23 protein-coding genes are annotated in these 26405 nt (G+C 66.0%); 17 read left to right on the top strand and 6 right to left on the bottom strand.

The features are described 5' to 3' along the window. Nucleotides 1-248 precede the first annotated feature (248 nt). Complete coding sequence (locus V6584_RS06415; protein WP_340469663.1) at nucleotides 249-1283, bottom strand: polyprenyl synthetase family protein; 1035 nt, start codon at nucleotides 1281-1283, stop codon at nucleotides 249-251. A 109-nt stretch (nucleotides 1284-1392) separates the two neighbouring features. Between V6584_RS06415 and V6584_RS06410 the strand changes: the two genes are divergently transcribed. Further along, the gene (locus V6584_RS06410) at nucleotides 1393-2916 is read left to right on the top strand and encodes a metallophosphoesterase family protein (protein ID WP_340469662.1); all 1524 of its coding nucleotides are present in this window, start codon (nucleotides 1393-1395) and stop codon (nucleotides 2914-2916) included. Nucleotides 2917-2940: 24 nt separating this feature from the next. Here V6584_RS06410 and V6584_RS06405 read toward each other — a convergent pair whose 3' ends face one another. Further along, complete coding sequence (locus tag V6584_RS06405) at nucleotides 2941-3759, bottom strand: IclR family transcriptional regulator (RefSeq protein ID WP_340469660.1); 819 nt, start codon at nucleotides 3757-3759, stop codon at nucleotides 2941-2943. A gap of 114 nt (nucleotides 3760-3873) precedes the next feature. Here V6584_RS06405 and leuC point away from each other — a divergent pair, with 114 nt between their 5' ends. From leuC to V6584_RS06355, 10 genes are all read left to right on the top strand, one after another. Beyond that, a complete protein-coding gene (gene leuC, locus V6584_RS06400; RefSeq protein WP_340469659.1) occupies nucleotides 3874-5277 on the top strand; it encodes a 3-isopropylmalate dehydratase large subunit in 1404 nt (467 codons plus the stop codon). 91 nt (nucleotides 5278-5368) lie between these two features. Further along, nucleotides 5369-6055 carry a 3-isopropylmalate dehydratase small subunit gene (leuD, locus tag V6584_RS06395; protein ID WP_340469657.1) on the top strand — a complete coding sequence of 229 codons (687 nt, stop codon included), beginning with the start codon at nucleotides 5369-5371 and terminating at the stop codon, nucleotides 6053-6055. Nucleotides 6056-6268: 213 nt separating this feature from the next. After that, nucleotides 6269-7213: a CPBP family intramembrane glutamic endopeptidase gene (locus V6584_RS06390; protein ID WP_340469656.1), complete on the top strand. Its 945-nt coding sequence runs from the start codon at nucleotides 6269-6271 to the stop codon at nucleotides 7211-7213. Between the two features lie 148 nt (nucleotides 7214-7361). Then, on the top strand, nucleotides 7362-8447 hold the full coding sequence (locus tag V6584_RS06385) for a CPBP family intramembrane glutamic endopeptidase (protein ID WP_340486275.1): 1086 nt from the start codon (nucleotides 7362-7364) through the stop codon (nucleotides 8445-8447). A gap of 201 nt (nucleotides 8448-8648) precedes the next feature. Beyond that, nucleotides 8649-9980: a UDP-N-acetylglucosamine 1-carboxyvinyltransferase gene (gene murA, locus V6584_RS06380; protein WP_340469654.1), complete on the top strand. Its 1332-nt coding sequence runs from the start codon at nucleotides 8649-8651 to the stop codon at nucleotides 9978-9980. A 40-nt stretch (nucleotides 9981-10020) separates the two neighbouring features. After that, a complete protein-coding gene (locus V6584_RS06375) occupies nucleotides 10021-10977 on the top strand; it encodes a hypothetical protein (RefSeq protein ID WP_340469653.1) in 957 nt (318 codons plus the stop codon). Next, a complete protein-coding gene (locus tag V6584_RS06370; protein ID WP_340469652.1) occupies nucleotides 10974-11534 on the top strand; it encodes a type II toxin-antitoxin system VapC family toxin in 561 nt (186 codons plus the stop codon). The genes V6584_RS06375 and V6584_RS06370 overlap by 4 nt, the downstream gene beginning before the upstream one ends. Before the next feature lie 99 nt (nucleotides 11535-11633). Next, nucleotides 11634-12527: a lysophospholipid acyltransferase family protein gene (locus V6584_RS06365; RefSeq protein WP_340469651.1), complete on the top strand. Its 894-nt coding sequence runs from the start codon at nucleotides 11634-11636 to the stop codon at nucleotides 12525-12527. Between the two features lie 113 nt (nucleotides 12528-12640). Then, nucleotides 12641-13639: an NAD(P)H-dependent glycerol-3-phosphate dehydrogenase gene (locus tag V6584_RS06360; protein WP_340469650.1), complete on the top strand. Its 999-nt coding sequence runs from the start codon at nucleotides 12641-12643 to the stop codon at nucleotides 13637-13639. Nucleotides 13640-13998: 359 nt separating this feature from the next. Continuing rightward, nucleotides 13999-15135, top strand: a complete 1137-nt coding sequence (locus V6584_RS06355) for a D-alanine--D-alanine ligase family protein (RefSeq protein ID WP_340469649.1) — start codon at nucleotides 13999-14001, stop codon at nucleotides 15133-15135. Between the two features lie 43 nt (nucleotides 15136-15178). Here V6584_RS06355 and V6584_RS06350 read toward each other — a convergent pair whose 3' ends face one another. Then, nucleotides 15179-16210, bottom strand: a complete 1032-nt coding sequence (locus tag V6584_RS06350) for a mechanosensitive ion channel family protein (protein WP_340469648.1) — start codon at nucleotides 16208-16210, stop codon at nucleotides 15179-15181. Nucleotides 16211-16242: 32 nt separating this feature from the next. Then, nucleotides 16243-16746, bottom strand: a complete 504-nt coding sequence (locus V6584_RS06345; RefSeq protein ID WP_340469647.1) for a GNAT family N-acetyltransferase — start codon at nucleotides 16744-16746, stop codon at nucleotides 16243-16245. A gap of 398 nt (nucleotides 16747-17144) precedes the next feature. Between V6584_RS06345 and V6584_RS06340 the strand changes: the two genes are divergently transcribed. Together V6584_RS06340 and V6584_RS07965 are read left to right on the top strand one after the other, a co-directional pair. After that, nucleotides 17145-17813, top strand: coding sequence for a sugar O-acetyltransferase (locus V6584_RS06340; RefSeq protein WP_340486272.1), 669 nt, complete (start codon nucleotides 17145-17147; stop codon nucleotides 17811-17813). A 238-nt stretch (nucleotides 17814-18051) separates the two neighbouring features. Next, complete coding sequence (locus tag V6584_RS07965; RefSeq protein ID WP_404802608.1) at nucleotides 18052-19293, top strand: helix-turn-helix domain-containing protein; 1242 nt, start codon at nucleotides 18052-18054, stop codon at nucleotides 19291-19293. An 18-nt stretch (nucleotides 19294-19311) separates the two neighbouring features. On the opposite strand, the gene V6584_RS06330 is transcribed toward V6584_RS07965, so the two are convergent. After that, nucleotides 19312-19809 carry a hypothetical protein gene (locus V6584_RS06330; protein WP_340469645.1) on the bottom strand — a complete coding sequence of 166 codons (498 nt, stop codon included), beginning with the start codon at nucleotides 19807-19809 and terminating at the stop codon, nucleotides 19312-19314. Between the two features lie 288 nt (nucleotides 19810-20097). Here V6584_RS06330 and rpmB point away from each other — a divergent pair, with 288 nt between their 5' ends. The 3 genes from rpmB to rsmD all read left to right on the top strand — a co-directional run bounded on the left by rpmB (nucleotide 20098) and on the right by rsmD (nucleotide 23760). Beyond that, a complete protein-coding gene (gene rpmB / locus V6584_RS06325) occupies nucleotides 20098-20292 on the top strand; it encodes a 50S ribosomal protein L28 (protein ID WP_340469643.1) in 195 nt (64 codons plus the stop codon). A 130-nt stretch (nucleotides 20293-20422) separates the two neighbouring features. Beyond that, entirely contained in the window at nucleotides 20423-23074 is a 2652-nt protein-coding gene (locus tag V6584_RS06320; protein WP_340469641.1) for an ATP-dependent DNA helicase RecG, read from the top strand. 74 nt (nucleotides 23075-23148) lie between these two features. After that, nucleotides 23149-23760, top strand: coding sequence for a 16S rRNA (guanine(966)-N(2))-methyltransferase RsmD (gene rsmD, locus V6584_RS06315; protein ID WP_340469640.1), 612 nt, complete (start codon nucleotides 23149-23151; stop codon nucleotides 23758-23760). Between the two features lie 59 nt (nucleotides 23761-23819). On the opposite strand, the gene trmD is transcribed toward rsmD, so the two are convergent. Further along, nucleotides 23820-24650, bottom strand: coding sequence for a tRNA (guanosine(37)-N1)-methyltransferase TrmD (gene trmD / locus V6584_RS06310; RefSeq protein WP_340469639.1), 831 nt, complete (start codon nucleotides 24648-24650; stop codon nucleotides 23820-23822). Nucleotides 24651-24940: 290 nt separating this feature from the next. On the opposite strand from trmD, the gene V6584_RS06305 reads away from it, so the two are divergent. Beyond that, nucleotides 24941-26347, top strand: coding sequence for an MFS transporter (locus tag V6584_RS06305; protein WP_340469637.1), 1407 nt, complete (start codon nucleotides 24941-24943; stop codon nucleotides 26345-26347). Nucleotides 26348-26405: the final 58 nt, after the last annotated feature.

Below are 26405 nucleotides of genomic sequence, written 5' to 3'. Positions count from 1 at the left end.
CACGGTGGGCGGTCATCTGCGCCGGGGTCCTGCCCCGGAGGGCCGGGACGCCACCGGACCACAACCAACAAACAAGGTCAGGTCGGTCCCCGACCACGGACTGGATGGTGGTCCCGTGGAGGCCGGCAGGGCTGCGGTGACGGGGTGAATGCAGGCCACGTGGTCTTGTAGACCGCCTGGTCCTGTGCCCCCGTGGCACCGTCTGATTTCAGGGCTGTGGCGGACAGCCGTCCGTCACAGCCCCTTTTTCATGCCTTTCCGCCGCCGAAACCGCCCCCGTCCGGCCGATTCCCTTCCCCGCCCCGGTTGTGGGCATGCAGGAGGCAGACCATGTCTTTCAGTACCCCGGTCACTCCCGGGTCCATCGCGGGATCCTCCAGGGCCCCCTCGGCCCTGTCAAGGTAGGAGTCGGCCGCCTGCCTGCTCCGGCCGATCAGGGTGGCATGGGCCTGCAGGTAGCCCAACACCTCGCCGGGGCGGTCCCTTTCGAGGAGGTCCTTGAAGGAGGGGTCCTCCTGCAGCCCCAGGAGGACGGGAAGGGTGTAGATGCCGTCCCTGATGTCCTCAAGCTTGGGCTTGCCCGTGTCATGGGCCACATCGAAATCCTCTATGTCATCCATGATCTGGAAGGCCATGCCCAGGTTCTCCCCGAAGGTGCGCGCGACCCCTTCCAGGGCCTGGACCCGCGCGGTCCCTTCCCGGTCGGCGCAGGCCGCCCCCAGGTGGGTCCCGGTCAGGCAGGCCAGACGGAAGAGGGCGGCCGTCTTGCCCCCGATGGCCCTGTCGTAGTATTCCACCGTGATGTCGGTGTTGTGACGGCCCGACTCCTGGTAGAGTTCGCCGCCCACGATTTCGCATACCGTTCCGGCCTGCTCCCTGATGAAGGCCGTGTCCGGGGCGATTCCGGCCATGATCTCCATGTAACGCGAGAGGATGAGGTCACCCAGGTAGATGGCGGCCTTGTTGCCGCGCACCGTGTGTACGGTCGGCCGGTTGCGCCTCATGTCGGCCTGGTCCAGCACGTCGTCGTGTACGAGGGTGGCCAGGTGGAGCATCTCGATGGCTGCGGCCCCGGTGATGACCTCTTCGGGGGCCTGCCGGCGGGTTGGGTCGACGGCCCGGGCGAAGAGGAGGACCATGGAGGCACGGATCATCTTCCCCTGGTTGTCCAGAAGGCGGCGGTAATCCTCCTGGTACGGGGTCACATGGGTCCGTTCGCTGTGGAGTTTGTCCACGACCCTGTGCATGTCCCTGCCGAGCAGGTCTTCCTGCCGTCCTGTCATGAAGGCCCCGCTCCCTGCTTGTCTCGGATTCTTCGATATATCCAATATATCAACCTCAGAGCCGTTCACGGGGTGGTGACGGCCGGGAGGAGTGAAGTAGGCTGGTGGTATGAGTCAGAACCACAAGCAGCCAGCGACCCTCCACGGCGAGCGCAGGGAGGACGATGGCCGTCCCCTGTCCATCTCGGCCCGGCTGGGACGGCTGCAATTCCACCACTCGGGCAAGTTCCGCCTCCTGCAGATCACGGACATCCAGGAGGGGCCCAAGGTGTCCCCTGACACGGTCAGGCTGATCGCCGCCGCCTGTGACGTGGCCCGTCCCGACCTGGTGGTCTTCACGGGCAACCAGGTGGCCGGTTACGACACGGCCTATGAGCGGACCTTCAGGAAGCGCCGCTGGAGCACCCCCCTTGACGGGGTCTATTCGGCAGGCATGAGCATGACCAACTGGGTTGGAAACGCCCTTGGTTTCGGTGAGGGCGAGGGCCGAAAGGGGCAGGAGGCGGTCCAGGCACCGCCGTCGGCGCCGTCGGGGTCGACCGGCCCCCGCCGCACCCTTCCCCCCTCCCGTACTTCCGGGGGAGCGCGGAATCCCCAGCCCCTTTCCGGGGATTCCGACGCCCAGCTTCAGGAGCTCAAACACACGGGGGACCTGGTCCGCCGTACGGTGGAGCAGATAACGGCCCCCCTGGTGGACAGGGGGATTCCCTTCGCCGTCACCTATGGGAACCATGACTTCCAGTGCGGCCTCGACACGGACAGCCTGGACGCCATCTACCGGGAGGTCCCCGGATGCCTCAACCCCGAGGCCACGGCGGCCCGGCCGGACCGTCCCCGCCGCCTGCCGGCCGCCAGCCTGCCAGACCAGGTGGCCTATGCCTGTGAGCCAGGGACCTTCGCCCTGCCGGTGGCCGACACCGAGGGGGAGGGGGCCGTTCTGGGGCTCGTCCTCCTGGACTCCGGCGACTACGCCAGGTCAGGCGGCTACGGGTGGCCATCCTCCCAGGCCCTGGACTTCCTGGCCCAGGCCCCGGCCCTGGTGGGCAACCGGTCCATGGTCTTCCAGCACATGCCGATCCCGCAGTTCTACGACCTGCTCAAGGCGGTCCCCTCGACCACGGCTTATGCCGTTCAGGGTTACCGACGTTATGATTCCCAGTGCTACCTGCTCGATGAGTCCCGCACCCTGCCGGGTTCCTACCTGGGGGAGGGGGTGAGCTGCCCGGATGAGGACAGCGGCGAATTCTCGATACTCCGTCGTGACGGGGGCTACTTCGCCCTCTTCGCCGGGCATGACCACCGCAACGCCTTCGTGGGCGAAGACCAGGGGCTGACCCTGGGCGCCACCCCGACCGGGGGGTTCGGATCATACGGGCCGGTCCCGAAGAAACGGGCCGCCCGCCTCTTCGAATTCGACATCCGCCACCCCCACAACCCGCGTACCCAGCTGCTTGAATTCGGCGATCTGGTGGGCAGGCCCAGCACCCACAAGGTCTATACCTATGCAATGAGCTACGTGCCCACTTCGACAGGAGACGCCGTCAACCTCCTGCGCAAACCCAAATTCCTGGCCGGCGGGCTGGCCACCCTGGCCGGGATCATCGCATCCTGGGGGTCCTCCCGGAAGCATTGACCGCACTGCCGGGAGGCGGCCCATTCAGCTGGTGCGCTGCATGGCCTCCGTGAGGTACTTCCCGGCGGCCATGACCAGGGGGGCGTAGTGGCGGCCCGGAGTGGTCGACATGCGGTTGACCGGGCCGGATATGGAGACGGCTGCAATCACCTGGCCTGAGACATTGCGGATCGGGGAGGAAATGGAGCAGACCCCCTCCTCCCTCTCGTTGATCGACTCAGCCCATCCGCGCTTGCGGACGGTGGCCAGCTTGGAGGCGGAGAACCTGGCGTGGCGCAGTCCCTGATGGAGGCGTTCCGGGTTCTCCCATGCCAGGAGGATCTGGGCGGCCGATCCGGCCCTCATGGACAGGAGGGCGCCCACGGGAATGGAGTCGCGCAGGCCACTGGCGCGTTCCACGGCCGCTATGCAGACCCTCATATCGCCCTGCCTGCGGAAGATCTGGGCCGATTCGCCGGAGCGGTCCAGCAGGGTGCGCAGGATGGGCCCTGCGGCGGTGAGCAGGTGGTCCTCCCCTGCGGCCGTGGCCAGCTCGGACAGCCTGGAGCCCAGGGCGAACCTCCCCTTGCCGTCGCGCATGACCAGGCGGTGGCACTCCAGGGCGATGGCCAGCCTGTGGATGGTGGGACGGGCCAGGCCGGTGGAGGTGACCAGTTGGCTCAGTGTCTTCGGTCCCCCCTCCAGGCCGTCCAGGATCTTCACCATCTTGTCCAGGACGCCCACGCCGGAGTCGATCTCGCCGGGGCGGGAATCGTCGGAACCTAAGGCTGTGTATCGGGAGGTCGGGGGTTTCGCTTCCGGCCACCCGTGATTTTCTTGAATTACATGGGCGGATGCGGTCATGTCAGCATTATTGCATCTCACTATGTGAAATGCAAAAGTCCAAAGCTTCAGAGTGGCGACATACTCATAGGGGATGCGGCCGGAGGGACCTGTCCGGGAAGTCAAGGAGGGGCCATGGGTAGGACATTGGCGGAGAAGGTCTGGGCGGACCACCTGGTCAGGAGGGGGGAGGGTGACGAGCCCGACCTCATTTACATCGACCTCCAGCTCATGCACGAGGTGACCAGCCCCCAGGCCTTTGAAGGGCTCCGCCTGGCAGGGAGGGGGGTGCGTCACGTCGACCAGGTCATAGCCACGGAGGACCACAACACCCCCACGGTGGACATAGACCGCCCGATTGCGGACAGGGTCTCCGCAGCGCAGATAAGCACCCTGGAACGCAACTGTCAGGAGTTCGGCGTCCGTCTGCACCCGCTTGGGGATGCCGATCAGGGGATCGTCCATGCCTTCGCGCCCATCCTGGGTCTTACCCAGCCCGGCATGACCATCGTCTGCGGGGACTCCCACACCTCCACCCATGGGGCCTTCGGAGCCCTGGCCTTCGGCATCGGGACCTCGGAGGTGGAGCATGTCCTGGCAACCCAGACCCTGAGCCTGAAGCCCTTCAAGACCATGGCGGTGAACGTCGTGGGCAGGCTGAGGCCGGGGGTGGGAGCCAAGGACGTGATCCTGGCCCTGATCGCCAAAATCGGCACCGCCGGAGGGCAGGGACACATCTTCGAGTACAGGGGGCAGGCCATCCGTGACATGACCATGGACGAGAGGATGACCATCTGCAACATGTCCATAGAGGCCGGTGCGCGGGCCGGGATGATCGCCCCCGACCAGACCACCTACGACTACCTGAAGGGCCGCCCCCACGCCCCGGCCGGGGAGATGTGGGACAGGGCCATGGATTACTGGAGGACCCTGAAGACGGACGACGACGCCGTATTCGACAGGGAGGTCACCCTGGACGCCTCCACACTGGATCCCTTTGTGACCTGGGGGACCAACCCCGGTCAGGGGGTCCCCATCGACGGGATGGTGCCCGATCCGGAGGGGATGGAGGACCCCGGGCAGAGGCAGGCCGCCTCGGAGGCCCTGGACTACATGGGGCTCAAACCCGGCATGCCCATGAAGGGCATAGCCGTGGACACGGTCTTCATCGGTTCCTGCACCAACGGGCGGATCGACGACCTCAGACAGGCTGCGGCCATCATGAAGGGAAGGCACAAGGCCTCCAACCTCCACAGGGTCCTGGTCGTCCCCGCCTCGTCAAGGATCCGCATCCAGGCCGAGAAAGAGGGGCTGGACAGGATCTTCGAAGACTTCGGAGCCGAATGGCGCAACGCCGGCTGTTCCATGTGCCTGGGGATGAACCAGGACCAGCTGGTGGCGGGTGAACGGTCCATCTCGACCTCCAACCGCAATTTCCGGGGACGGCAGGGGAGGGGCGGCAGGACCCACCTGGCCTCCCCCCAGGTGGCGGCGGCCACGGCGGTGAAGGGGACCATCTGCTCCCCGGCCGACCTGTGAACCGGCGCTGCCGAACCGGGCCGCCCGCAGGCTTCGGGGCCGGCAGGGCGTGGAACCAGGGATCGACAAGGATTGAAAAGGTAAAGGGCTCATGGAAAAACTCACCGTGGTGACCGGCAGGGGGGTCCCCCTGAGACGGTCCGACGTGGACACGGACCAGATCATACCGGCCGTCTACCTCAAGAGGACCTCACGGACCGGCTTCGGCGACGCCCTCTTCCGGGCCTGGCGGAGGGACCCCGCCTTCGTGCTCAACCAGCCGGCCTACCAGGGGGCCAGGGTCCTGGTCGCCGGTCCGGATTTCGGGATCGGGTCCTCACGTGAACATGCGGTCTGGGCCCTGCATGACTATGGCTTCCGGGTGGTCATATCCCCCCGTTTCGCGGACATCTTCTATGGGAACACGGCCAAGAACGGGGTCCTGGCGGCCATCATGACCCAGGACCAGGTGGAGGAGCTCTGGGGGCTCCTGGAGGAGGAACCCGGAAGGGAGGTGACCGTCGACCTGGGTGCCAGGACGGTGACCTGCGCCGACCGGTCCCTTCCCTTCAAGGTGGATGATTATGTGCGATGGCGGCTGATGAACGGCTATGACGACATCGACCTGACCCTCCGCCATGAGGACGACATCGAGGCCTACGAGAAGATGAGGGGTGAGCGCTTCCCCTTCAAACCCAGGACAATCCCGGCCAGGCACCTGCCCGAGGAGGTCGTGACCCCGGCCCGTGAGCAGGAGCCCGCCTGGGCAGGCCCACTGGCGGACAGGGGCATCATCTGACGGGACCCAGGCGGCAGGGCCGGGGTTCCCGGTCCTGCCGGACCCCGCGATCCGGCCGGCAGGGCAGGCCGGAGTCGCCCGTTGGCCGCGAAGGCCTGAAAGACCGGGAGGTGTCGCTCCGGATCAACCCCTCCCGCCCGGCTTAAGGTGGGACGGAGGGCCAAGGATCCTGCGCTCGCAGGAGAGCCGAGGTCCGCGGGAAGGGCGTCACGGATGAGCGGGTCTGCGGGCGGTGTCTGGCATGCGGTGAACGGGATGGCGGGTCTGGCCTCCCTCTACGTCGGTCTGGAGACCCTGATCGCTTTTCTGGGGGCCAGAATCTTCCTCCCCCGCCTCTTTCCAGGCATGTCGAAGGTGGAACTGGATGCCCGCTACGGGGACATGCTGACCGTCGGGGCGGTTCTGATCTCCTTCCTGGTGGTCCTGATCGTCCGCTGGCCGGTCATCGTCGGCCGGGACCTGCAGGGGGACGACCATGTACGCTGGTCGGCCGGCCGCCGGATGACCCCCCTGGTCTTCGTCATCTGCCTGGCCTTTCTCGTCCTGGCCCAGGTGGCCGCAACCTTCTTCCAGGACGGGGTGGACTCCTTGGCGGGCAGGCTGGGGCTCCACGCCTCCCCGTCATCCGACGGAACCGGCCCCTCCTCCCTCCTCATGCTCTTCTACGCGGTGGTCATGGGCCCCCTGGTCGAAGAGGTCGTCTTCCGGGGGGTGATCATGAACCGGCTCAGGCGGTACGGCAGGGTCTTCGCCATCGTCACCTCCGCGGTCCTCTTCGGATTCATGCATGAATCCCTGGCCCAGGGTCTGTTCGGCATGCTCACGGGCCTCATGATGGGGTATGTGGCCATGGAGCACGGCCTGGTCTGGTCCCTGGCCCTGCATATGGTCAACAACCTTGTCTTCTCCGACCTCCCATCCACCTACCTCCCCCTTCTCCCCGCCCCTTTGAGGCTGGTCCTCCTCCTGGCCGCCTTCCTGGTCTTTCTGACCGGGCTGGCAGGCCTGGTGGGCCATGGGCGGGTCATCCTGACCTACTGCCGGACCTACCGGGCCGTCAAGGGGGTCTACGCCTCCTGGCTCTCTCCCTGGTTCCTGGTCTTCTGCCTGGGCTGCCTGGTCCTGGCAGTAGGAGAGTACCTGCCCGGTCTGCACTGAGAGGGCTGAGGCCTGCCTTCCGGCTGGCCCCTGTCCTCCCGGACCCGGCGTAGACTTGGGACGGTCCCCTTCGACGACGGCGGTCCGTCGGATGAAGATGGGCGTGGAGCAGGGGTCGTTTCGGGAGGCGGTGCGAATGGGGCAGGCTATGTATGGTCCACAGGCCCATGAGGGCGCCGGCCCCCTCCCGGGGGCACCGGCACCGCCCCTGTACGGGGATGGCGGCTCCCGGGCCTATGAGGACATCGCCGAGAGGAACCGGTCCGAAGTGACCAGGCGGCTCTTCCTCGGATCTGCGAGGGCAATGGTCAACCGCCAGGCCGGTTTCCTCCTGCTCTACCTGCTTGTCGGCAATCTGGCCGCACTTTCCGGCATCATCCTGTACCGGATATGGCTGAAGATGACCGACCCCGGAAATCCGATCCTGAAAAGCACCGACCTCTTGCATTCGGGGCAGGACCAGTGGATGGGCTTCGCCTACATCGCCATGAGCCTGTCCGGCATGGCCTTCCTTGCCCTGATGCGCCGTCGGCAGATGGAAGATCCCGGGCCCTACGGCATCTTCCGCCGCACCGGGAGAAAGATGACCCCTGCGGTCTTCTTCGGGGCGGTGGGGCTGATACTGACCGCCCAGGCCATATCCTTCATCTACGGGTTCGGCATGGACCAGACCCTCGGCTGGTTGGGCGTATCCACCGGAACGGGTGCGGACGCAGCGGGCTCCGGGTCCCTTGCCTTCTTCATCTACGCCTCCTTCCTGGCCCCCATCGGGGAGGAGCTGGTCTTCCGCGGGGCCGTTCTGGGGGCTTTGAAGCCGTATGGCAAGGTGTTCGCCATCATCACCACGGCCACCATGTTCGGCTTCTTCCACGGGGTCCTCACCCAGGGTTTCTTCGCCTTCATGGTCGGTCTGGTCCTGGGTTACATAGCCTGTGAGTACTCCATCTTCTGGTCCATGGCCCTTCATATGTGCAATAATTTCGTCATCGCCGGGGGGCTGGATTACCTGACCGGTTTCCTCAGCGGGAATTGGCTGGGGGCGGTCCAGCTGGCCGTACCCGTGGTGGGCATCCTGGCCGGTCTGATCGTCCTGCCGCTTGCGCGCGTCCGGATACGTGACTTCATCCGTGCCAACCGGGCCGATTCGGCCATCTACTCCTCCTGGCGGTCCATCTGGTTCATCGTCCTCCTGCTCATCGAAGGCTGCACCGCCCTCTTGTCCGTCCTGCCGTGATGGGGCGGCGGAGCCCGCTGTGGAGGCGCCCCCCGCTACGCCAGCGGTGACACTTCACTGAGTCACCACACGACCTGTGGCAGACTTGCAGTAATGGGCGGCGGCGCACGGCACCGCGGACACCAGGTGGCCATAGGCGACCGTGACCGTTGCGTCGGTTGGACGGGCTGAGGCCCGGCAAGTCGAATGAGGGAGCTGGCAATGACTGAAACGGAACGTCGGGATGATGTCCTGCATGTGGTGGGGGGCAGGCCCCTCCACGGGAGCATCGAGGTGCGCGGCGCCAAGAACTTCGTCAGCAAGGCCATGGTGGCCGCCCTTCTGGCACCGGACGTGTCTGTGCTCAGGAACGTGCCGGCCATCCGCGACGTCCACGTGGTCTCGGACCTCCTTCGCCTGCACGGGGTGAACGTCGACGTCAAGTCCCATGAGGGCGTGGTCACCATCGACGCCAGGCATGTGGAGCTGGCCGACGTGGCGGACGTGGACACCCTGTCGGGTTCCTCCCGCATCCCCATCCTCTTCTCCGGGCCCCTCCTGCACAGGCTGGGCGAGGCTTTCATCCCGGCCCTGGGCGGCTGCAGGATAGGCAGCCGCCCCATCGACTTCCACCTGGAGACCCTGCGCAAGCTGGGGGCCGATGTGGACAAGGAGCACGAAGCCGGCATCCACATCACCGCCCCGGACGGGCTTCACGGGGCCAAGATCCACCTGCCCTACCCCTCGGTCGGGGCCACCGAGCAGACCCTCCTGGCGGCCGTCCTGGCCGAGGGGAAGACCGAGCTTTCGGGGGCGGCCACGGAACCCGAGATCATGGACCTGGTGGCTGTCCTGCAGAAGATGGGCGCCCAGATCTCCGTGGATGTGGACAGGACCATCCGGATCGAGGGGGTCAAATCCCTCAAGGGCTTCACCCACACGGCCCTGCCCGACCGGATCGAGGCGGCCTCCTGGGCTTCGGCCTCCCTGGCGACCCATGGCGACATCTTCGTCAAGGGGGCCCACCAGCCCGACATGATGACCTACCTGAACGTCTTCCGCAAGATCGGCGGTGAGTTCGACGTCGAGGACGACGGGATCCGTTTCTGGCATCCGGGCGGGGACCTCAAGCCCGTGGCCATCGAGACCGATGTGCACCCCGGGTTCATGACCGACTGGCAGCAGCCCCTGGTGGTGGCCCTGACCCAGGCCAAGGGCCTGTCGATCGTCCATGAGACCGTCTATGAGAACCGTTTCGGCTTCACCGAGCCCCTGATCCAGATGGGGGCCACCATCCAGCTCTACAGGGAGTGCCTGGGTTCCTTGCCCTGCCGCTTCCGTCAGCAGAACTTCAACCACTCGGCGGTCATCTTCGGCCCCACCCCCCTGACCGGCCGTGACATCGACGTCCCCGACCTGCGCGGGGGCTTCAGCCACCTGATTGCGGCCCTGGCCGCCTCAGGGGAGTCCACCGTCCACGGCATCTCCCTGATTGACAGGGGGTATGAGGACTTCAGGGACAAGCTGGTTGCCCTTGATGCCCAGATAGACTGACCCGGATGGACCGGGGCAGGGTCGGCGGAAGGTCGGAGAGATGAAGGACCAGACAGGCGATCCGATGTTCGGGTTCGAACTGGAGTGCGGCGATGCGGCCGTTTCCCCACGCGGCCTGGGCATGGCCGTCGAGGCCTTCCTGAAGCTCCTGGCCGTCGCAGAGGCCTCCGATTGGGAGGTCTGCATCCTTTCCGGCCCTGGCATCCGCTTGGAGGCCCGTCCCGACCCTGAGGTGGAAGAGGGGGCCGTCGTCCGGGCAGGGCGGGCCCTTGACCGGATCTCAGGGGTGGTTTCGGCCCGCCTGGAGGACGTCGAGGCGGCGGTGGCCATGCCCGAGGTTCTTTCCTCCCTGCGCAACCTGATACGTGAGACCGGGGCCGCCGTGGCTCTTGACACCGCAGTCTCCGCAGGGATGCCTCAGGGCCAGGAGGCATCGGGTCCATCGGGTCCATCGGGCGCATCGGACGCAGCCCAACAGGACAGTGACGCCGCCGCCGACGATTCCTCGCGCCTGGCCCTTCCTGATGCCGTCGGACCGGTCAGGTTCCGCCGCAGCTACTGCACGGCCGAGACCCTGTCCAGGGTGGACCGCCTCCTCGACTTCAATACGGTGCGCTCCTTCGGGCATGTGAGGGGGGTCGTCGACAAGGTGATCCTCCAGCGGACCCATCGGACCCTGGGCTTGGTGGACCAGGTCACAGAGAGCAGGGTGAACGTACGTTTCGGTCCCCTCCTGGACAGGCGGGTCGTCGAGCTGCACGTGGGCACCCTGGTCGATGTGGCCGGTTTCATCCGTTCCCGCAGGGGGCGGCTCCTCCACGTGGAGGCCCTGGAGGTCTCCTCGGCTGAACAGGGCGACGGCCGCCGGGCCTATGCCGGCGACCTGGAGGACCTCCTGGATCCCGGCTTCATGGGTGGGGCCGGACCCGTGGAGTCCGTCCGGCGGGTCAGAGGGGCCTGCCGTATCCATGACGGTCTGAAGACAGGTGGTGCATGATGGCAGAAGATCCGATCCCGACTCCATACCCCCGCAGGGCCCTTGTCGACGCCTCTGTCCTGTTGGATGTGGCCCTGGGCAGGGCAGGGGCCCAGGCTCCCGCCCGCTTCCAGAGGTCCCGCAAACTCCTGGACGATGCCATTGAAGGGGAGTTCGAACTCCTCCTGCCCTCCTCCATCCTGCTGGAACTGACCAGTCAGTGCGACGGGGTCATCGGGACCCGTCCCCGCCTGAACAAGCGCGAGGCGGACAGGAGGAAGAGGGTGGTGGATTGGTGCCGCGCGTCCGGCCTGTCCATGGTCGACCTGACCGCCGACGCCGCGCTCTGGTTCGCCGCTGACACGCCCTTCCAGGTGCTCAGCCCGGGCGAGGCCTCGGTCCTGGCCAGCGCCCGATACGCCCATGCCGAAGTGGTCTACACCTGGGATGATTCCTTCATCAAGGCCGTCGACAAGGCCGACCGTCAGGCCCCCTGCGGGGTCAGGGTCTGCAACCCGCCTCTCCTGCCCGCCGTCCAGGAGGACCTCTTCACGGCCATGGAGGTGGCCGAGCACTGAGCTCCGGATCCGGATTCGGGGCCGGTCACGGAGGCCGGGGACCGAGACATGCCCCGAAATGCCGGCCGGAATCTCCCCGCCCGGGTGCAAAATGAAGGCATGGCTTCGAAAGGCAAACCGTCACCACGCTCAGCGGTGAAACCTCTTCCGGACGAACAGGTGGTCCGGCTGGGTCGCCGCCATCACCTGGTCGACCCCACCCGGTACTACCCGACCGGGCACAGGATTCCCCAGCTGGACGAAATCGACGGCCAGCATCCCGCAGGCACCACCCGTCTTCTCAAAGGGGTGTCCGACGTGGTCCGCGATTCCTGCAAGGTCTACGCCTGGGGCCTGGAGCAGGTCCCCGAGACCGGGCCCTTCATCACGGCCGCCACCCATGTGACCCAGTTCGATGTATTCATCCCCATGATGGCCCTCTTCCACCTGGGCCGCCGCCCCAGATTCATGGCCAAGGCTGAGATGGGCCGTTGGCCCCTGGTGGGCAAGTGGTTCCAGATGGTGGGGATGCAGCCGGTGGATCGCCGTTCGGGCAAGGCCCGGACCATCGAGGAGGAGTCCATACGGATCCTGACCTCGGAACGGCCCCTGACCATATGGCCCGAGGGGACGGTCACCAGGGACCCGCTCAAGTGGCCCATGTCCCTGAAGCCGGGTGTCGGCTTCATCGCCCTGGAGGCCTCCCGCAGGGCCGGCCGCCAGATCCCCCTGTACCCGGCCATCACATGGGGGGCCGCCTCCATCAACCACAAGTGGCCCTGGCCCCGCAAGAACGTGGTCATGTGCTACGACCACCAGATGGATTACTCCGACCTCCTGGAAGGCTGTGACGGGTGGGGGGAGGACCCGCCCGATCAGGCCGTCCACGCCCTCTGCGTGCGTCTGCGGAACAGGATGGAGGAGGTCATGGCGGAAATCAGGGGGGAGGAGCCGCCGGCCGAGGGATACTTCGACTACGTGACCATGACCCGACGTCCCAGGGACGAGCAGTGAACCCGGACCCTTCCGGCCTGCCAACCCGCCCTTGGTGGCGTGCATGCCATAGGATGGTGGTGCACACGGGGCCGGCAGACCGTGCCAGGCCCGAAATTCGTTGAAGGAGGATGATGACGAAGGTCGCTGTATTGGGTGCCGGTGCCTGGGGGACCGCCTTCGGCCAGGTGATGGCCGACGCGGGCAACCAGGTGTGTATGTGGGACATCCAACCCGAGGTCGTCGAAGACATCGGGAACAACCATCGCAACATCGCCCGTCTGCCCGTGGTGGATCGTCTGCCCGACGGCGTGACCGCCACCGCCGACAGGGCCCAAGCCGTCGCCGGCGCCGGCATCGTGGTCGTGGCCATAGCGGCCCAGCATGCCAGGGAGGCACTGGAGGGCTTCCGGGGCCTCCTGGAGGAGGATGCCCTGGTCGTCTCCCTGATGAAGGGAATCGAGCGCGGCAGCGGCAAGCGGATGGACCAGGTGGTCTGTGAGACCCTTGACCTTGACCAGGCCCGCTTCGCAGCCGTGTCTGGACCCAACCTGAGCAAGGAGGTGGCCACCCGACAGCCGGGCGCCACGGTGGTGGCCAGTCCGGACGAGGCCACGGCCATGACGGTGGCCCAGGCCTGTACGACCTGCTATTTCAAGGCCTTCGTCTCCACCGACGTGGTCGGCCTGGAGATGTGCGGGTCACTCAAGAACGTGACCGCCCTGGCCGTGGGCATGTCACGGGGGGCCGGATACGGGGAGAACACGGCGGCCATGATCCAGGCCCGGGGCCTGGCGGAGCTGACCGCCCTTGGCGAGGCGGCCGGGGCTCAGCCCAAGACCTTCGCCGGCCTGGCCGGGGTGGGCGACCTGGTGGCCACCTGTGCCTCCCCCCTCAGCCGCAACTACACCTTCGGCTTCAACCTTGGCCAGGGCAGGTCCATCGAAGAGGCCACCCGGGTGAGCAAGGGGGTGGCGGAGGGCGTTCCCACCACGGATGCCGTTGTGGGCCTGGGCCGGCAGTTGGGTGTCTCCACCCCACTGGCCACGGCCATGAGCCACGTGCTCAAGGAGGGTCTGTCCTGCCGGGGAATGATCGAGGAGCTTTTCGGCGGTCCGATCACCGAGGAGTGAGCCGGCACAGGCAGGGCCGGTACCGGTAAGAAGCCGGTCCTGCCGACAGGGGACAGGTGGGGGCCGCACCGGGACCTGACCGGTGCGGGTCGGCCCTTGCACGCCTGTGACCATCTCCTCCTTGTGTTGCATTCGTGCCGAGCTTGTGGATGATGGTTCCCTCTTAGCCAGGTGCCCTCCGCCTGGGCTACGGTGCTGTTTCGGATGGGAGGGCGGACCCTTGCAATCGGTCCGCCCCGGATCGCAAAGTGCGCCAACCGCCGGCCTGGCCCGCCCCCCTGCCGTTCCGGCGGGAGGTGTGGGGCCCGGCCATCAGGCTCGGCCGGGTAGGGCGCAGGCAGGAGCAGGAGAGAAAGAACATGGAGAAAAAACGCATTGTCGTGCTGTATGGAGGTCGTGCCGATGAGCACTCCATCTCCTGCGTATCCGCGGCCGGTGTCCTCAAGGCCATAGACCGGGAGCGCTACGAGCCCATTCCGGTGGGAATCACCCGGGATGGGCGGTGGGAGACGGGTGGCGAGGACCCCCGCCAGTGGGGTCTGTCGGGCGGCGACCTTCCCTCGGTCCGCATGGGGGAGGGGAGCAGGCCCGTCCTCCTGGACATCTCAGCCGGCTGTGACGGCTGGTACCTGGGCGGCCCGGCCGACGGACCTGAAAGCCTTGGCCACATCGACGCGGTCTTCCCCGTCCTCCATGGACCTTACGGGGAAGACGGCACCGTCCAGGGGCTCCTGGAAATGATGGGGGTCCCCTACGTGGGCTGCGGCGTCTTCGCCTCGGCCGCCTGCATGGATAAGCACTACACCAAGATCCTCCTCGAGGAGGCCGGTCTCCCGGTGGCCCCCGGAATCACGGTGGACACCCGCCTCCTGGGGGAGGGTGCAGGCGGCGTATCCGAGGCCGGACAGGACCTGCTGGCCCAGGTGGAGGCCGCCGGGCTGGCCTACCCGGTCTTCGTCAAGCCGTCCAGGGCCGGTTCCAGCTTCGGCGTCACCAAGGTGGATGGGGCCGATGCCGCCTCCCTGGCTTCGGCCGTCCAGGAGGCCGCCCGCCACGACTGGCGGGTCCTGGTCGAGGAGGGTGTGGAGGGCCGCGAGATCGAGTGCGCCGTCCTCTGCCCCCGTGCGGGACAGGAGCCCCGGACGGCCTGGCCCGGCGAGGTCGTTCTGGACCGTCCCGAAGATGATGATGCCTTCTACGACTTCGACAGCAAGTACATGGACTCCTCGGCCTCCCACGTGGAGGTTCCCGCCGACCTGCCCGACGAGACCCTGCAAGAGGTCCGCCGGACCGCAGCCAGGGCCTTCCAGGCCGTGGACGGGGCCGGACTGAGCCGGGTGGACTGTTTCGTGGCCCCGGACGGCCGGGTCATCGTCAACGAAATCAACACCATGCCCGGTTTCACTCCCATCTCCATGTATCCCAAAGCCTGGCAGGCCACCGGCCTGACCTACACGGACCTGATCAGCGAGCTGATCGAGGGGGTCCTGGCCTGAGTCCAGAGCCTGGGCCGGGTCCTGGACGAAGGGGCGCCTTACTTCACTCGGTCCCGCCCTTGGACGCGCCCCCGCCTGCGGCCGGTGCCGTCGTTTCCAGGCCGGCATCCTGGACCAGGTAGTCCTTGCCGGCCAGGGCCCTGGTGGCCGCGTCCTGCATGTCGGCGGCGGCGACCCCCTGCTTGGCGAACATGACCACCTGTCCCGTGATGCCATAAGGGGTGAAGCCCTGGAACTGGACGATCGGCGGGTTCCCGGCCATGGTCATCCCCTCGGTGGCTGCGGCCACGGTCCTGGCGATGGACTGGGCGGCCAGGGTCATGTCCGCGTCGCCACGGAGGGTGAAGGGGACGGTGTTGGCGGCCTCGCCGGCCTCGGGTATCTTCTCCAGGGATGTGGTGTTGAGGATGGAGTTGGGTATCAGCATGCGGTTGCCGGCCCGGTCCACCACGATGGTGTGCCTCCAGGTGATGTCCTTGACGGTGCCCGTGGTCCCCGAGATGGTGATGATGTCGCCGGGCTGGATCACCTTGCTGGCCATGAGGCCGAACCCTCCCACGATATTGGCTATGGTGTCCTTCAAGCCGAAGGAGAGGGCAAGGCCGCTGACGCCCAGGGCGGCGACCACGGTGGAGGGATTGATGCCGAAGACCGGCTGGAGGACGGTGGCCGCCGCGAAGATCCATATCAGGGCCCGGACTATGTTGATGAAGATGGAGGCTGAGGGGACGTTGGAACGGTCCAATGCCTTGCGCAGGGCGGCGGCTGCGAGCTTGGAGGCCAGGGCGGCGCAGATGGCCACGATGACCAGGAGGAGGAGGCGGCCTGAGTTCTGGCGGAACCAGGTCAGGACCGCCTGGCTGAAATCGGAGACCTCCTGTTGCGGCCTTTCCAGGGTGTCCAAGGGGGTGTCCGCCAGGATGGCGTCTGCGCCGCCCCTTGCGGCCGACTGGCCCGGCCCGGCCGGCCGGGCCGGACCCTGCATGGTCGTCCCCCACCTGCCGGAACAGGCCGACAGGGATGACTGGCGGACGTCAAGGGTCGCCGCCTGGCCGGTCACGCTTATGCTCGACATGTCTGCATCACCGCTCTCACGACCTCATACTCTCATATTTTCACCCCGGCGGCAGGTTTCGCGACGGCTTCGCCGGCAGGGGCGCCCGCGCCGGCGGGGGTCTGCGCCGGGCGGGGGAGGGGGGCCAAGACCTTGTCCATCCAGACGTGGGGGCAGCGTTCGTCCTCGTCGTGCACCCCGGTGCTGGCGTAGCCCTGCTTCTGATAGAAATCCTCGACGGCCTCCCTGGCGTGGAGTTTGATCCTGTCGGCCCCCCTCTGCCTGGCCACCAGCTCGGCCTGGGCCAGGAGTCCGGCACCCAGGTGCCTGCCCCTCCATTCCTTGACCACGGCCACCCGTCCGATGGTCCATTCGCCCAGATCATCTTGGAAAATGCGGCACCCGCACACGGGGGTCCGCCCGTCATAGGCGACCAGGTGAAGGCTGCGGTCATCCATGTGGTCGAATTCGTCATGGAAGCCCTGTTCCTCGACGAAGACCTGGTTGCGGATCGAGCGAGCATCCTGTGTCAGGTGGTCAGACAGTTGGTAGCGCATGGATTACCTCCCTTGAGCATGACGGAGGGGGAGGCGGCAACTCATCCGCCCGAGCTGAGAGACCCTCGCCGCCCAGGGAATAATGTAGCAAGGAGTCACGGTCTGCGACAGTGCCCCGGGCAGGTCGCGCCACCCCTGCCTGATGGCCGAGGTTGCGGTCCCTCCCGGCAGCCGTTCCCGCGGGTTTCCGCGACGCTTCCAAGGACCTTCTGTAGCGGCTTTTCTGTAGGCTGGACCTGTCTGCAGGAGGGAGATTCCTGCCGGGGAAGTCAATCGGAAGTCACTCAGGAGTCAATCCTGTGGATTGCAGAGGGAGGACCATGGGGTCGTCAACAGGAGCAAACCAGGGCCGGGACGCCGGCATTCAGCCTGCCGGAGCCCGGTCGGTCGGGAGGCGCATGGACAGCAATCCGTCCCTCCATGACCGGGGGGCGGAGGAACCGCGCTGTGAACGGGAACATATGCTGTCTGGCCGTCTCTACGACGCCTCCGACCCGGAACTGGCCGGTCTGCGGGTGAAGGCCCACGAGCTGTGCCGCCGCTTCAATGCATCCGGCGAGGAGGACCGTGACCTCCGTGAGGACCTCCTCGGCCAATTGATTCCCGACAGGGGCCAGGACAGCGACTTCATGGGACCCATTTATTTCGACTACGGGGTGTTCACCACCCTGGGTTCACGAATCTTCGCCAACTTCAACTTCACCGTCCTGGACACCTGCCCGGTGGTGATCGGCGATGACGTGATGATCGGCCCCAACGTCACCCTGGCCACCCCCCTCCACCCCATGCGGTGGCAGGAGCGCAACCTCCGCCGCAAGCCTGACGGATCCCTCTACGACTGGGAGTACGGGGCCCCCATCACCATCGGGGCCAACTGCTGGATCGCATCCAACGTCGTCATCTGCGGAGGGGTCACCGTGGGAGAGGGGTCCGTCATCGGGGCCGGGTCGGTGGTCACACACGACATCCCCGAGAACTCCCTGGCCGTCGGCAACCCCTGCATGGTCCTCAGAACAATCACCGAGGCGGAGAGGATGGACCTGCCCGAACCTTGCCGACCCCTCTGAGCCGGGTGGGGTCCTCCCCCGGAACCCCTGCCATGGCTGGGTTGCAACCGGAGGTTGACAGGTAAACCGGGTTGCATTCAGCCCTGCAACCCGAAGCTGGTGGCGGCCTCCGTCCTTTTCCACCATCATGGGTGGTATCGGGTGCCCGGCGGATCCATCGGACCTGCTGATGCCGATGTCCCGGTGGCGGAACCGGACAGAGGCCCTTCCGGGACCCTGAAGAGAGAAGGGATCGGCCGTGTCATTCAGAGCGAATCTGCAATACCTGCGTTCGCAGCGGAGCATGACTCAGGAACAGTTGGCCATGCTGGTGGGCGTCTCCCGCCAGGCCGTCTCCAAGTGGGAGTCCGACAAGGCCTACCCGGAGATGGACAAGCTCCTGGTCATATGCGACCTGTTCGGCTGCACCCTGGATGACCTGGTCCTGGGTGATGTCAGCAGGCCGGGATCGGGCCAGGGGCAGAAGGGACTGCCGGGCGCGGGTGAATCGGGCGGTCCGGCAGGCGATGGCGGTCCGCAGGCCGGACCGGAACGGACCGGCAGACCCGGCGGGTCAAGCCAGACGGAGCAGGCCGGGGGGGATGGCCAGCCTGTCCGGCCGGTCGACCCACACGGCCACGAAGGAGGGGAGGGCTGGCAAGAAGGTCAAAATCAGGCGGGTACGACGGTCGGGACCGGACGTTCCAGCAGGGGCGTTCTGTCCGGTCCGGACGGCCCCTCATCCGGTCAGGCGGCACAGCCGGTCACGGCATCGGCCGGCGGTGAGGACGTGACCGGATATGATGATTTCCGCCGCTCGGACAGCTTCCGCGTATCGGCCGGCGTCACCGCCATGCTGGTCGGCCTGGCCCTCTCCGCCTTCTTCGCCGGCGACGGCCATGGGGACGGCACACGGGGTGCTCTCGCCTCCCTGGCCCTCATGATGGGAATCGCCGTGGGCCTGGCCTTCCTGATCCCCGCCGGGATGCGACGGCATGACTTCCGCCGCCGCCACCCCTTCGTGGCGGAGTTCCATACGGATGAGGAGCGGGCCAGGGCCTATGAAGCGCGGAGCTGGGGACTGGTCTGCGGCATCGGAACCATCCTGGTGGATCTGGGCATCGTGGCCTGTGGAAGGGGAATCTGGCGGTGGCCCGATGGAACCGTCGGCATGGTCTTCCTCCTCTTGCTGGCCGCAGGCGTATTCATGATCCAGTACCCTTCCATGAACCTGCATCTGATCGATGTCGACAACTACAACAGGGACCGTGAAAGGGAGGAAGAAGCCCATGACTCCCATGTTTCACAGGGTCTGATCAATGCCATAGAGGGAGCCGTCATGTCGGCGGTCACCCTGGTCGCCTTGATCATGCTCTTCACGGGGCACGAGAATGACCTCTTCGGCTTTGACATCCCCTTCTGGTCTCTCTGGGTGATCGGAGGCATCTTCTGCGGGCTTCTCGGGGCAATCAGCCGGGTCTTCACCTCCCTTCGGAAGTGAAGACCCGGACCTGTCCTCTCAGGCGGTCGCCGCAGCCTTCCCGGGGACCTTCCCTGTGTTGGGGGCCTCCTGGATCCTGTTCATCCAGAAGGTGATGAGGGTCATGCAGCCGGCCGAAATGGCCACGATCATGACCTCCGCCAGGACCAGGGAGATGTGGCCCTCACCCGACATGACGGAGAAGGCGATGTAGGCGAAGAGGGAGTAGGCGATGGCGAACCCGAAGAGGTTTCTGAGCGCGCTCAGGCGCTTGCGGGTGGTCTGGGCCGGGGCCGAGACGATCAGTCCGTCCAGGATGTTGCCGGCCACCAGCACCACCAGGCTGGCGGTCAGGGCCCCTATGACCAGTGAGATGATGAAGAGGGGCTTGGTGGAGCTGACGGCTGCGGAATACGCATAATCCTGGTAGGCCAGGTCCACATCGTTATAGGCGTAGAAGGCCGCTATTATTATCCCCAGGATGAAGAGGGCCTGAAGGACGATGACCGATTTCCTGATACGCTTGTCTATCTGCATTGCACATCCCTTTCTCGGTGGCCGCCGCCCTTCACCATGGAGGTTGATGGCCCGGCGGTCAAATCCCGATTTCCAAGCAGGCTGTCGGGACACTTCCTTGTGATACAAGGATATGTCCATGTTGTTTGACGATTCAGTGAAAGGGAGTGAACGGTTTGTGACCGATTTTTGGCTTGCCAATGTGGTTGAGGTGTGCTATCTTAAAAAAGTTGTGTGTTTGGACCGTAGCTTTGTGCCGCCGGTATGAACACCTGGAACGACTTGGAAGAACAACGTAAGGGAGTCATCATGGCAGCTCGTTGCGCGGTGTGCGGCAAGGGCCCGCAGACCGGTTACAGTGTTTCTCATTCGCATATCCGTAATAAGCGCGTCTTCCGCCCCAATCTCCAGTCCGTGCACACCACGGTGGATGGGGAGAATGTCCGCATCCGCGTCTGCGTGAAGTGCCTGAAGGCCGGCAAGGTGCAGCGTGTGGCTGCCTGACGCTGTCAGGTGACGGTGATTGTCGGTGGGGACCCCCGGGGCTGGCGCTCCGGGGGTCCTCCCATATCCGCAGGAGGCGGAGTTCGGGCGTAAACTCCCGATATAGCCTGTGGTGAGGAGGTCGGATGCCATGACGGAGGGTGCGAGTGTCACCTTGGACAGCCTGGTCGCCAGTGAGATGACCAACAGGCGCCGGGCCAACGCCCTGAAGTCCTTGGGGGTCGTCACCCTGCGCGATGCCCTGACCTACTATCCCTTCCGTGTCACTGACCCCGTGCCGGTCCGTCCGATCCGTCAGACCAAGCTGGGCGAGCCCAGCGCCTTCGCGGGCAGGGTTGAGGGGATCAGGGTGGTTCCCTTGAGCGGAAGGCGGGGATACCGCCTGGATGTGGCGGTAAACGACGAGGAATCCGCCCGCGCCTATGGAGGGGCAGCCGCCCTTGCCCGCCTGGTCTTCTTCTCCCACAGGAAGTCCTATGTGGACTGGATGGCAATGCGCCTGCGGACAGGGGTCACGGTGGTGGTCGCGGGGGAGCCGACGACTTACATGGACCAGCTGCAGTTCACTCACCCGGAGACCCTGGTCGTCGCCGGGGATGAGGGGTCCGATGGCTCCGGTCTGACCGGCCCTGCGTCCGGGTCGGTCAGACCGGATGCCGACAGCGTCCAGGCCGCCCTGGCCCGTGTCTGCCGCCCCCGCCCGGTCTATCATGCCAATTCCCGCATCTCCTCGGATCATATCCACGACAGCATCCTGGGCTTCATCCGCCTCCTGTCCGCTTCGCACGGATCCGGCATCGAGGATTCCGCCCAGGCGACGGGGCAGGAGGAGGGGGTCCCTGTGGGGAGGACCGGTGTCGCGGAGCCGTCGGCCGGTGGGACCGGGGGCGGGCCCCGCTCCGGTATGGAGGATGCGGGGATCTCCGGTCAGGAAAGGGAGGCATTCGCCGCCGCCGTGCCGGACATCCTGCCTGAAGGGGTCCGGGCCGGGAACGGTTTGGAGCACAGGGCCGCAGCCTTTCTGGGTATGCATGACCCCGATTCCGTCAAGGATTTCGCCGCCGCCCTGAAAACCCTCCGTTTCGAGGAGGCCTTCGTTTCCCAGACGGCCCTCCTGCGCAGCCGCCAGGAGGCCCGCAAGGCGGATACCTACGCCTGCCCGAATGTGGGAGCTGATTCCCTGCGCGACCGCTTCATAGCCTCCCTCCCCTTCGACCTCACCCGGGGGCAAAGCGAGGTGATAGAGGCCATCGGCGAGGATATGTCCCGTGACTGCCCCATGCAGAGGCTCCTGCAGGGTGAGGTGGGTTCCGGCAAGACCGTGGTCGCCCTGGCCGCCATGCTCCAGGCCGTCGAAAACGGTTACCAGGCGGTGATGGTGGCCCCCACGCAGGTCCTGGCCGAGCAGCACTTCGAATCCATCGGCAGGATGCTGTCCGCCATGGGTGGGGCCGGTGGGGCCGACAGTGCGCAGGGCGAAGCAGACAAAGCAGGTACGGGATCGGATAAGACGCCCAACATCAACCGGTCGGGTCCGGTCCCCCTGGTCCTCCTGACCGGGGGGATGCGGCTGAGCGAGCGTCGCCGGGCCCTGGCGGTGGGCGCCAGCGGGGAGCCCTGCATCGTCATCGCCACTCATGCGGCTTTTTCCAAGACCTTCCAGGTGCCGAACCTGGCCCTGGCCGTCATCGACGAGCAGCACAGGTTCGGGGTGGAGCAGCGCGAGGTTCTCCGACGCAAGTCCGACCGGTCGCCCCACCTCCTGGTCATGACAGCCACGCCGATTCCCCGGACCGCCGCCATGACCTGGTTCGGCGACCTCGACATCTCCCTTCTCACGGAGCTTCCGGGTGGTCGCAAGCCCATACGGACCGTGGTCATCCCCGAGTCAGACGCCTCGACCATGGCCTCCATGTTCCTCCACCTGCGCCGACGGGTGGAGGCGGGGGAACGGGCCTATGTGGTCTGTCCCCGCATCGATCAGGATGACGCTTCCGGGACGGCCGAAGGTGGTGGGCCTGGCGGACCGCAGGGACCGTCCCCCCGGCGCCGGACCGGATCCCGACCGCCCGCAGTGGGAGGTGGAGGGGACGTCGAAGAGGAGACCCTGGACCTCATCGACCCATATGGCGACGTGTCGCAGGAGGCCGATGGGGAGGGGGACAGGCCCCCCCTCCACTCCGTGGAGGAGATCAGCTCCCGTCTGGCCTCCCTCCCGCAGTTCGACGGGATACGACTGGCCACCCTGACCGGGCGTGATGACGATGCGACCAAGGGCCGGGTGATGGCCGACTTCGAATCGGGCAAAACCCCCGTCCTGGTCTCCACCACGGTGATCGAGGTCGGGGTGGACGTACCCCTGGCCACCTGCATCGTCATCTTCGACGCCGACCGGTTCGGCCTGTCCCAACTCCACCAGCTGAGAGGGCGGGTAGGGCGAGGCCACCGGTCCAGTTGGGCCTTCCTGGTCTCACGGGCCGAGCCGGACTCACCGGCGGCCCGCCGTTTGGATGTGATCCGCCGATCCAACGACGGCTTTGAAATAGCACAGGCAGACATTGAGATCAGGGGGGCCGGCGATGTGCTGGGTGACGCCCAGTCCGGGGGCCGGTCATCCCTCAAGCTGCTCAGAGTGGTCAAGGACTCCGACATGATCGCCCGGGCCCGTGACCAGGCCGCCGCCCTCCTGAAAGAGGACCCCGGCCTGAAGGGGGAGGTGGAGCTGGCAGGAGCGGCTCTGGACTTCATGCGGGGCAACGAGACCTTCCTTACCAGCACCTGACGGATGACCCCCCGGCCGTCGGCCGCCCACCCAACCCACTGCTCCACCGTGGATGAAAGCGTGAAAGGAAGCCAATGCGCATCATCGCAGGCAGGTTCAAAGGCCTGCCCATACCGCCCGCCCTCAAGGGGACCCGCCCCACGACCGACCGGACCAAGGAGGCCATCTTCTCCCACCTGTCCTCCTGGAACATGTTGGATGGGGCCAGTGTGCTGGACCTCTACGCAGGCACCGGGGCCCTGGGGCTGGAGTCCCTCTCCCGGGGGGCGGGGAGTCTGACTGCCGTCGAGTCCTCCAGGCGGGCCGCCTCGCTCGTCTCCAAAACCCTGGGCCTCATGCGGTCCTCGCCCTCATGGGGGGAGGGGATCCAGGCCAGGGTCTTTCCCATGACGGTCGAACGTTTCCTTTCCACGGCAGCGGACGAGACCTTCGATCTGATTTTCATGGATCCCCCGTATGCCGTCGATTCCCGGGACTGTGACAGCGTTCTCGCATCCCTAGTCTCGACGGGATCTGCCGGGCCGGGGACGGTCATCGTCCTGGAGCGCTCGGCGCGCTCCGCATCACCCCGGCCTCCCGCAGGCTGGTCCGTCACTGAAACCAGGACTTATGGGGAGACGGCCGTCCACTACCTGGAAGCGGAAGGCGGGAAGGGCCCTGAGGCCGGTGAGGAGGGCCAGGACTAAGCGGGCCCGGTCGGGGGCTGACGCGGTTGCGCCCCCCCCCCCCCCTCCGTCCACCTGCTTCACCGGCTGACCGGGCCGTCATCCTTGACCGGGTGCGGGCCTGGGCCCACCCTCCATCCCAACCCCTCCAACGTCTTCCTGTCCTTTTTGTCCAGCCTGTCGCAGTCCAGGCGTCCAATCAGGTCCGGACGGATCCGGGAGGTGCGTTCCAGAGCCTCGTCCCTCCTGAAACGGTCCACCCTCTGATGGTCCCCGCTGATCAACACCTCTGGTACCGTCATCCCCCTCCAGGTGGTCGGCCTGGTGTATTGGCGGTGTTCCAGGAGGGGTTCCTCCCCGGTGTATGATTCCTCGACGATGGAATCGGGGTTGCCCATGAAGCCCGGAAGGAGGCGGGTTATGGCCTCCAGCATGACGGAGACCGCCACCTCGCCCCCGTTCAGGACATAGTCGCCGATGGAGTACTCCCTGACGTCAACCCCCCTGGACCGGTAGTAGTCCGGAATGCGGGCATCATAGCCTTCGTAGCGACCGCAGCCGAAGACCAGGCGGGATGCCTGGGAGAGCCCGGTGGCATCGGCCTGGGTGAAAAGGGGGGCCGAGGGGTTGGGGAAGATGAGGACCGGATCCGTGGCCTGTCCCCCCGCCCTGCCCGTGCCTCCCGCCCCCAGCAGGTCGTCCAGGCACTCGGCCCAGACCTCGGGTTTCATGACCATCCCGGCCCCGCCGCCCACCGGGGTGTCGTCCACGGAGTGGTGGACGTCATGGGTCCAGTCGCGCAGGTTGTAGGCCTTGATGGTGACCAGGCCCTTTTCCTGGGCCTTGCCCAGCAGGCTCAATCCGGTTATGTCGAAGTATTCGGGGAAGACGGAGACGATATCGATCTGCATGTCCACAACTCTACCCAAGAAGCCGGGAGCATGGATGGCGTCTGTCTGGCAGGGTCATCCTGGCCGGTGCTACAATAATCCCGTCTTCGGCCTGTGAAAAGCGGCAAAATCGTTCGGTTGGGCGGTATTCGCCCCCGGCCCGGTGCGGCAGTGTGCCGAGGACGTCATCAAAGCAGCCAGAGGGCCTTCGTCTTTGCGGATAAAGCAATGGACGGCATCCGATGATGCCATGCTGTACGGATCGTGGAGATGACTATGCGAAGAGTCTGAATGCAAGGAGCGGACAATCCATGGTCAACCATGTGAACAAACGAACCAACCTATCCATCGTCGGCACAGCGGGCCTTGCCTTCTGTGGCATCCTTCTGGAAACCTCGCTCAATGTGACCTTCCCGGAAATGACCGGTTACTTCCACACCGGACTCAGCACCGTTCAATGGCTGACCACGGGCTACCTCCTGGTGGTGGCGTTGACGGTCCTCGGGGCGGCCTGGCTGCAGCATTCCTTTTCCACCAGGTCTCTGACTGCGGTCAGCGTCGGCATCTTCCTGGTCAGCGATGTGATGTGCATTCTGGCCGGGAACTTCCAGGTTCTTCTTGTCGGCCGCCTCCTGCAAGGGGTGAGTACCGGCATCATCCTGCCCTTGGTCTTCTCGCTGATCATGCGGAAGATTCCGCTGAGCATCCAGGGAAGGTATGTGGGAAGTGCAGGTATGGCCGTCGCCTTGGCTCCCTCCCTGGGTCCCACCTTCGGCGGAGCCGTCGTGCAAATGACCTCCTGGAGATTTATTTTCCTGATCATCCTCCCCATCGAGCTGGCCTTTGGCATCCTGGCCCTGGCCATGGCCGACAGGGAGGAAACCCGTGTCCAGCCCTTCGCAGGCGGCCAGTTCGCCCTCCTGGCCGTCTTCCTGGTCGGGCTGACCCTGGCATTGAGCACTCTGGACCGGCCAGGTCCGTTGACCTGGGGCTCACTGGCGGTCGGCCTGGCCGGGTTGGCCGGTGGCATCCACCTGCTGACCCATCAGCATGAGCGGCTTATTCAGACGGATGTTTTCTCCAATCGTGCTTTCACCCTCTGCCTGGTCCTCTATTTCCTGATTCAGTTCATCCAGATAGGGCTGACCTTCGTCCTTCCCAACATGGCCCAGTCCGTCCTCGGAAAGCCATCCACCGTGGCCGGCCTGATCCTCCTGCCGGGCAGCCTGCTGTCGGCCCTGTGTCAGCCCATCACCGGGAGCTACCTGGACGGGCATGGTTTGAGCGGCCGCCTGCTGGGCATCGGTTCCGTCGCCTTCCTTCTGTCTGCCACGGGCTTTCTGGTCCTTCGCGCTCGCCTGTCCGTACTGCTGATGGTCGTCCTATATGCCTGCTACATGGTTGGGGTGGCCTGTGTCTTCAACAACCTTCTGACTGTGGGTCTCCAACACCTGCCTGAGGCGAGGATGCAGGACGGCAACGCCCTCTTCAACACCCTCCAGCAGTATTCCGGGGCCGCCTCCACCGGCGTCCTCGCGGCCATCATCTCGGGTCTGCCCAGGATGGGCCATGTGGGCGGTTCTACGTCATCCGCCTTCCAATTCGGAGCCTCCTGGGCCTTCGTCTTCATCTTCGTCGTCGTCTTGGTCATGGTGGTCGTGGCCTGGTCCTTGAACAGGAGCCTTGCAGGGGAGGAAGAGGAGCCCAGGCTGAACTGATTCCCACCCGGCGAAAGGGGAGGGTCTATGGCCGCAGATCCACCACCCACCGGCCCAG

The organism is Bifidobacterium favimelis, assembly GCF_037963085.1.
Lineage (GTDB): Bacteria > Actinomycetota > Actinomycetes > Actinomycetales > Bifidobacteriaceae > Bombiscardovia > Bombiscardovia favimelis.
The sequence above is the reverse complement of the archived record's forward strand: the minus strand, read 5'-3'. Positions and strand labels throughout refer to the sequence as shown.

Coding starts and splice junctions, on each gene's coding strand:
- V6584_RS06415 (WP_340469663.1), bottom strand. CDS start 1,283: ATGACAGGACGGCAGGAAGACCTGCTCGGCAGGGACATGCACAGGGTC.
- V6584_RS06410 (WP_340469662.1), top strand. CDS start 1,393: ATGAGTCAGAACCACAAGCAGCCAGCGACCCTCCACGGCGAGCGCAGG.
- V6584_RS06405 (WP_340469660.1), bottom strand. CDS start 3,759: ATGACCGCATCCGCCCATGTAATTCAAGAAAATCACGGGTGGCCGGAA.
- leuC (WP_340469659.1), top strand. CDS start 3,874: ATGGGTAGGACATTGGCGGAGAAGGTCTGGGCGGACCACCTGGTCAGG.
- leuD (WP_340469657.1), top strand. CDS start 5,369: ATGGAAAAACTCACCGTGGTGACCGGCAGGGGGGTCCCCCTGAGACGG.
- V6584_RS06390 (WP_340469656.1), top strand. CDS start 6,269: ATGAGCGGGTCTGCGGGCGGTGTCTGGCATGCGGTGAACGGGATGGCG.
- V6584_RS06385 (WP_340486275.1), top strand. CDS start 7,362: ATGTATGGTCCACAGGCCCATGAGGGCGCCGGCCCCCTCCCGGGGGCA.
- murA (WP_340469654.1), top strand. CDS start 8,649: ATGACTGAAACGGAACGTCGGGATGATGTCCTGCATGTGGTGGGGGGC.
- V6584_RS06375 (WP_340469653.1), top strand. CDS start 10,021: ATGAAGGACCAGACAGGCGATCCGATGTTCGGGTTCGAACTGGAGTGC.
- V6584_RS06370 (WP_340469652.1), top strand. CDS start 10,974: ATGATGGCAGAAGATCCGATCCCGACTCCATACCCCCGCAGGGCCCTT.
- V6584_RS06365 (WP_340469651.1), top strand. CDS start 11,634: ATGGCTTCGAAAGGCAAACCGTCACCACGCTCAGCGGTGAAACCTCTT.
- V6584_RS06360 (WP_340469650.1), top strand. CDS start 12,641: ATGACGAAGGTCGCTGTATTGGGTGCCGGTGCCTGGGGGACCGCCTTC.
- V6584_RS06355 (WP_340469649.1), top strand. CDS start 13,999: ATGGAGAAAAAACGCATTGTCGTGCTGTATGGAGGTCGTGCCGATGAG.
- V6584_RS06350 (WP_340469648.1), bottom strand. CDS start 16,210: ATGTCGAGCATAAGCGTGACCGGCCAGGCGGCGACCCTTGACGTCCGC.
- V6584_RS06345 (WP_340469647.1), bottom strand. CDS start 16,746: ATGCGCTACCAACTGTCTGACCACCTGACACAGGATGCTCGCTCGATC.
- V6584_RS06340 (WP_340486272.1), top strand. CDS start 17,145: ATGGACAGCAATCCGTCCCTCCATGACCGGGGGGCGGAGGAACCGCGC.
- V6584_RS06330 (WP_340469645.1), bottom strand. CDS start 19,809: ATGCAGATAGACAAGCGTATCAGGAAATCGGTCATCGTCCTTCAGGCC.
- rpmB (WP_340469643.1), top strand. CDS start 20,098: ATGGCAGCTCGTTGCGCGGTGTGCGGCAAGGGCCCGCAGACCGGTTAC.
- V6584_RS06320 (WP_340469641.1), top strand. CDS start 20,423: ATGACGGAGGGTGCGAGTGTCACCTTGGACAGCCTGGTCGCCAGTGAG.
- rsmD (WP_340469640.1), top strand. CDS start 23,149: ATGCGCATCATCGCAGGCAGGTTCAAAGGCCTGCCCATACCGCCCGCC.
- trmD (WP_340469639.1), bottom strand. CDS start 24,650: ATGCAGATCGATATCGTCTCCGTCTTCCCCGAATACTTCGACATAACC.
- V6584_RS06305 (WP_340469637.1), top strand. CDS start 24,941: ATGGTCAACCATGTGAACAAACGAACCAACCTATCCATCGTCGGCACA.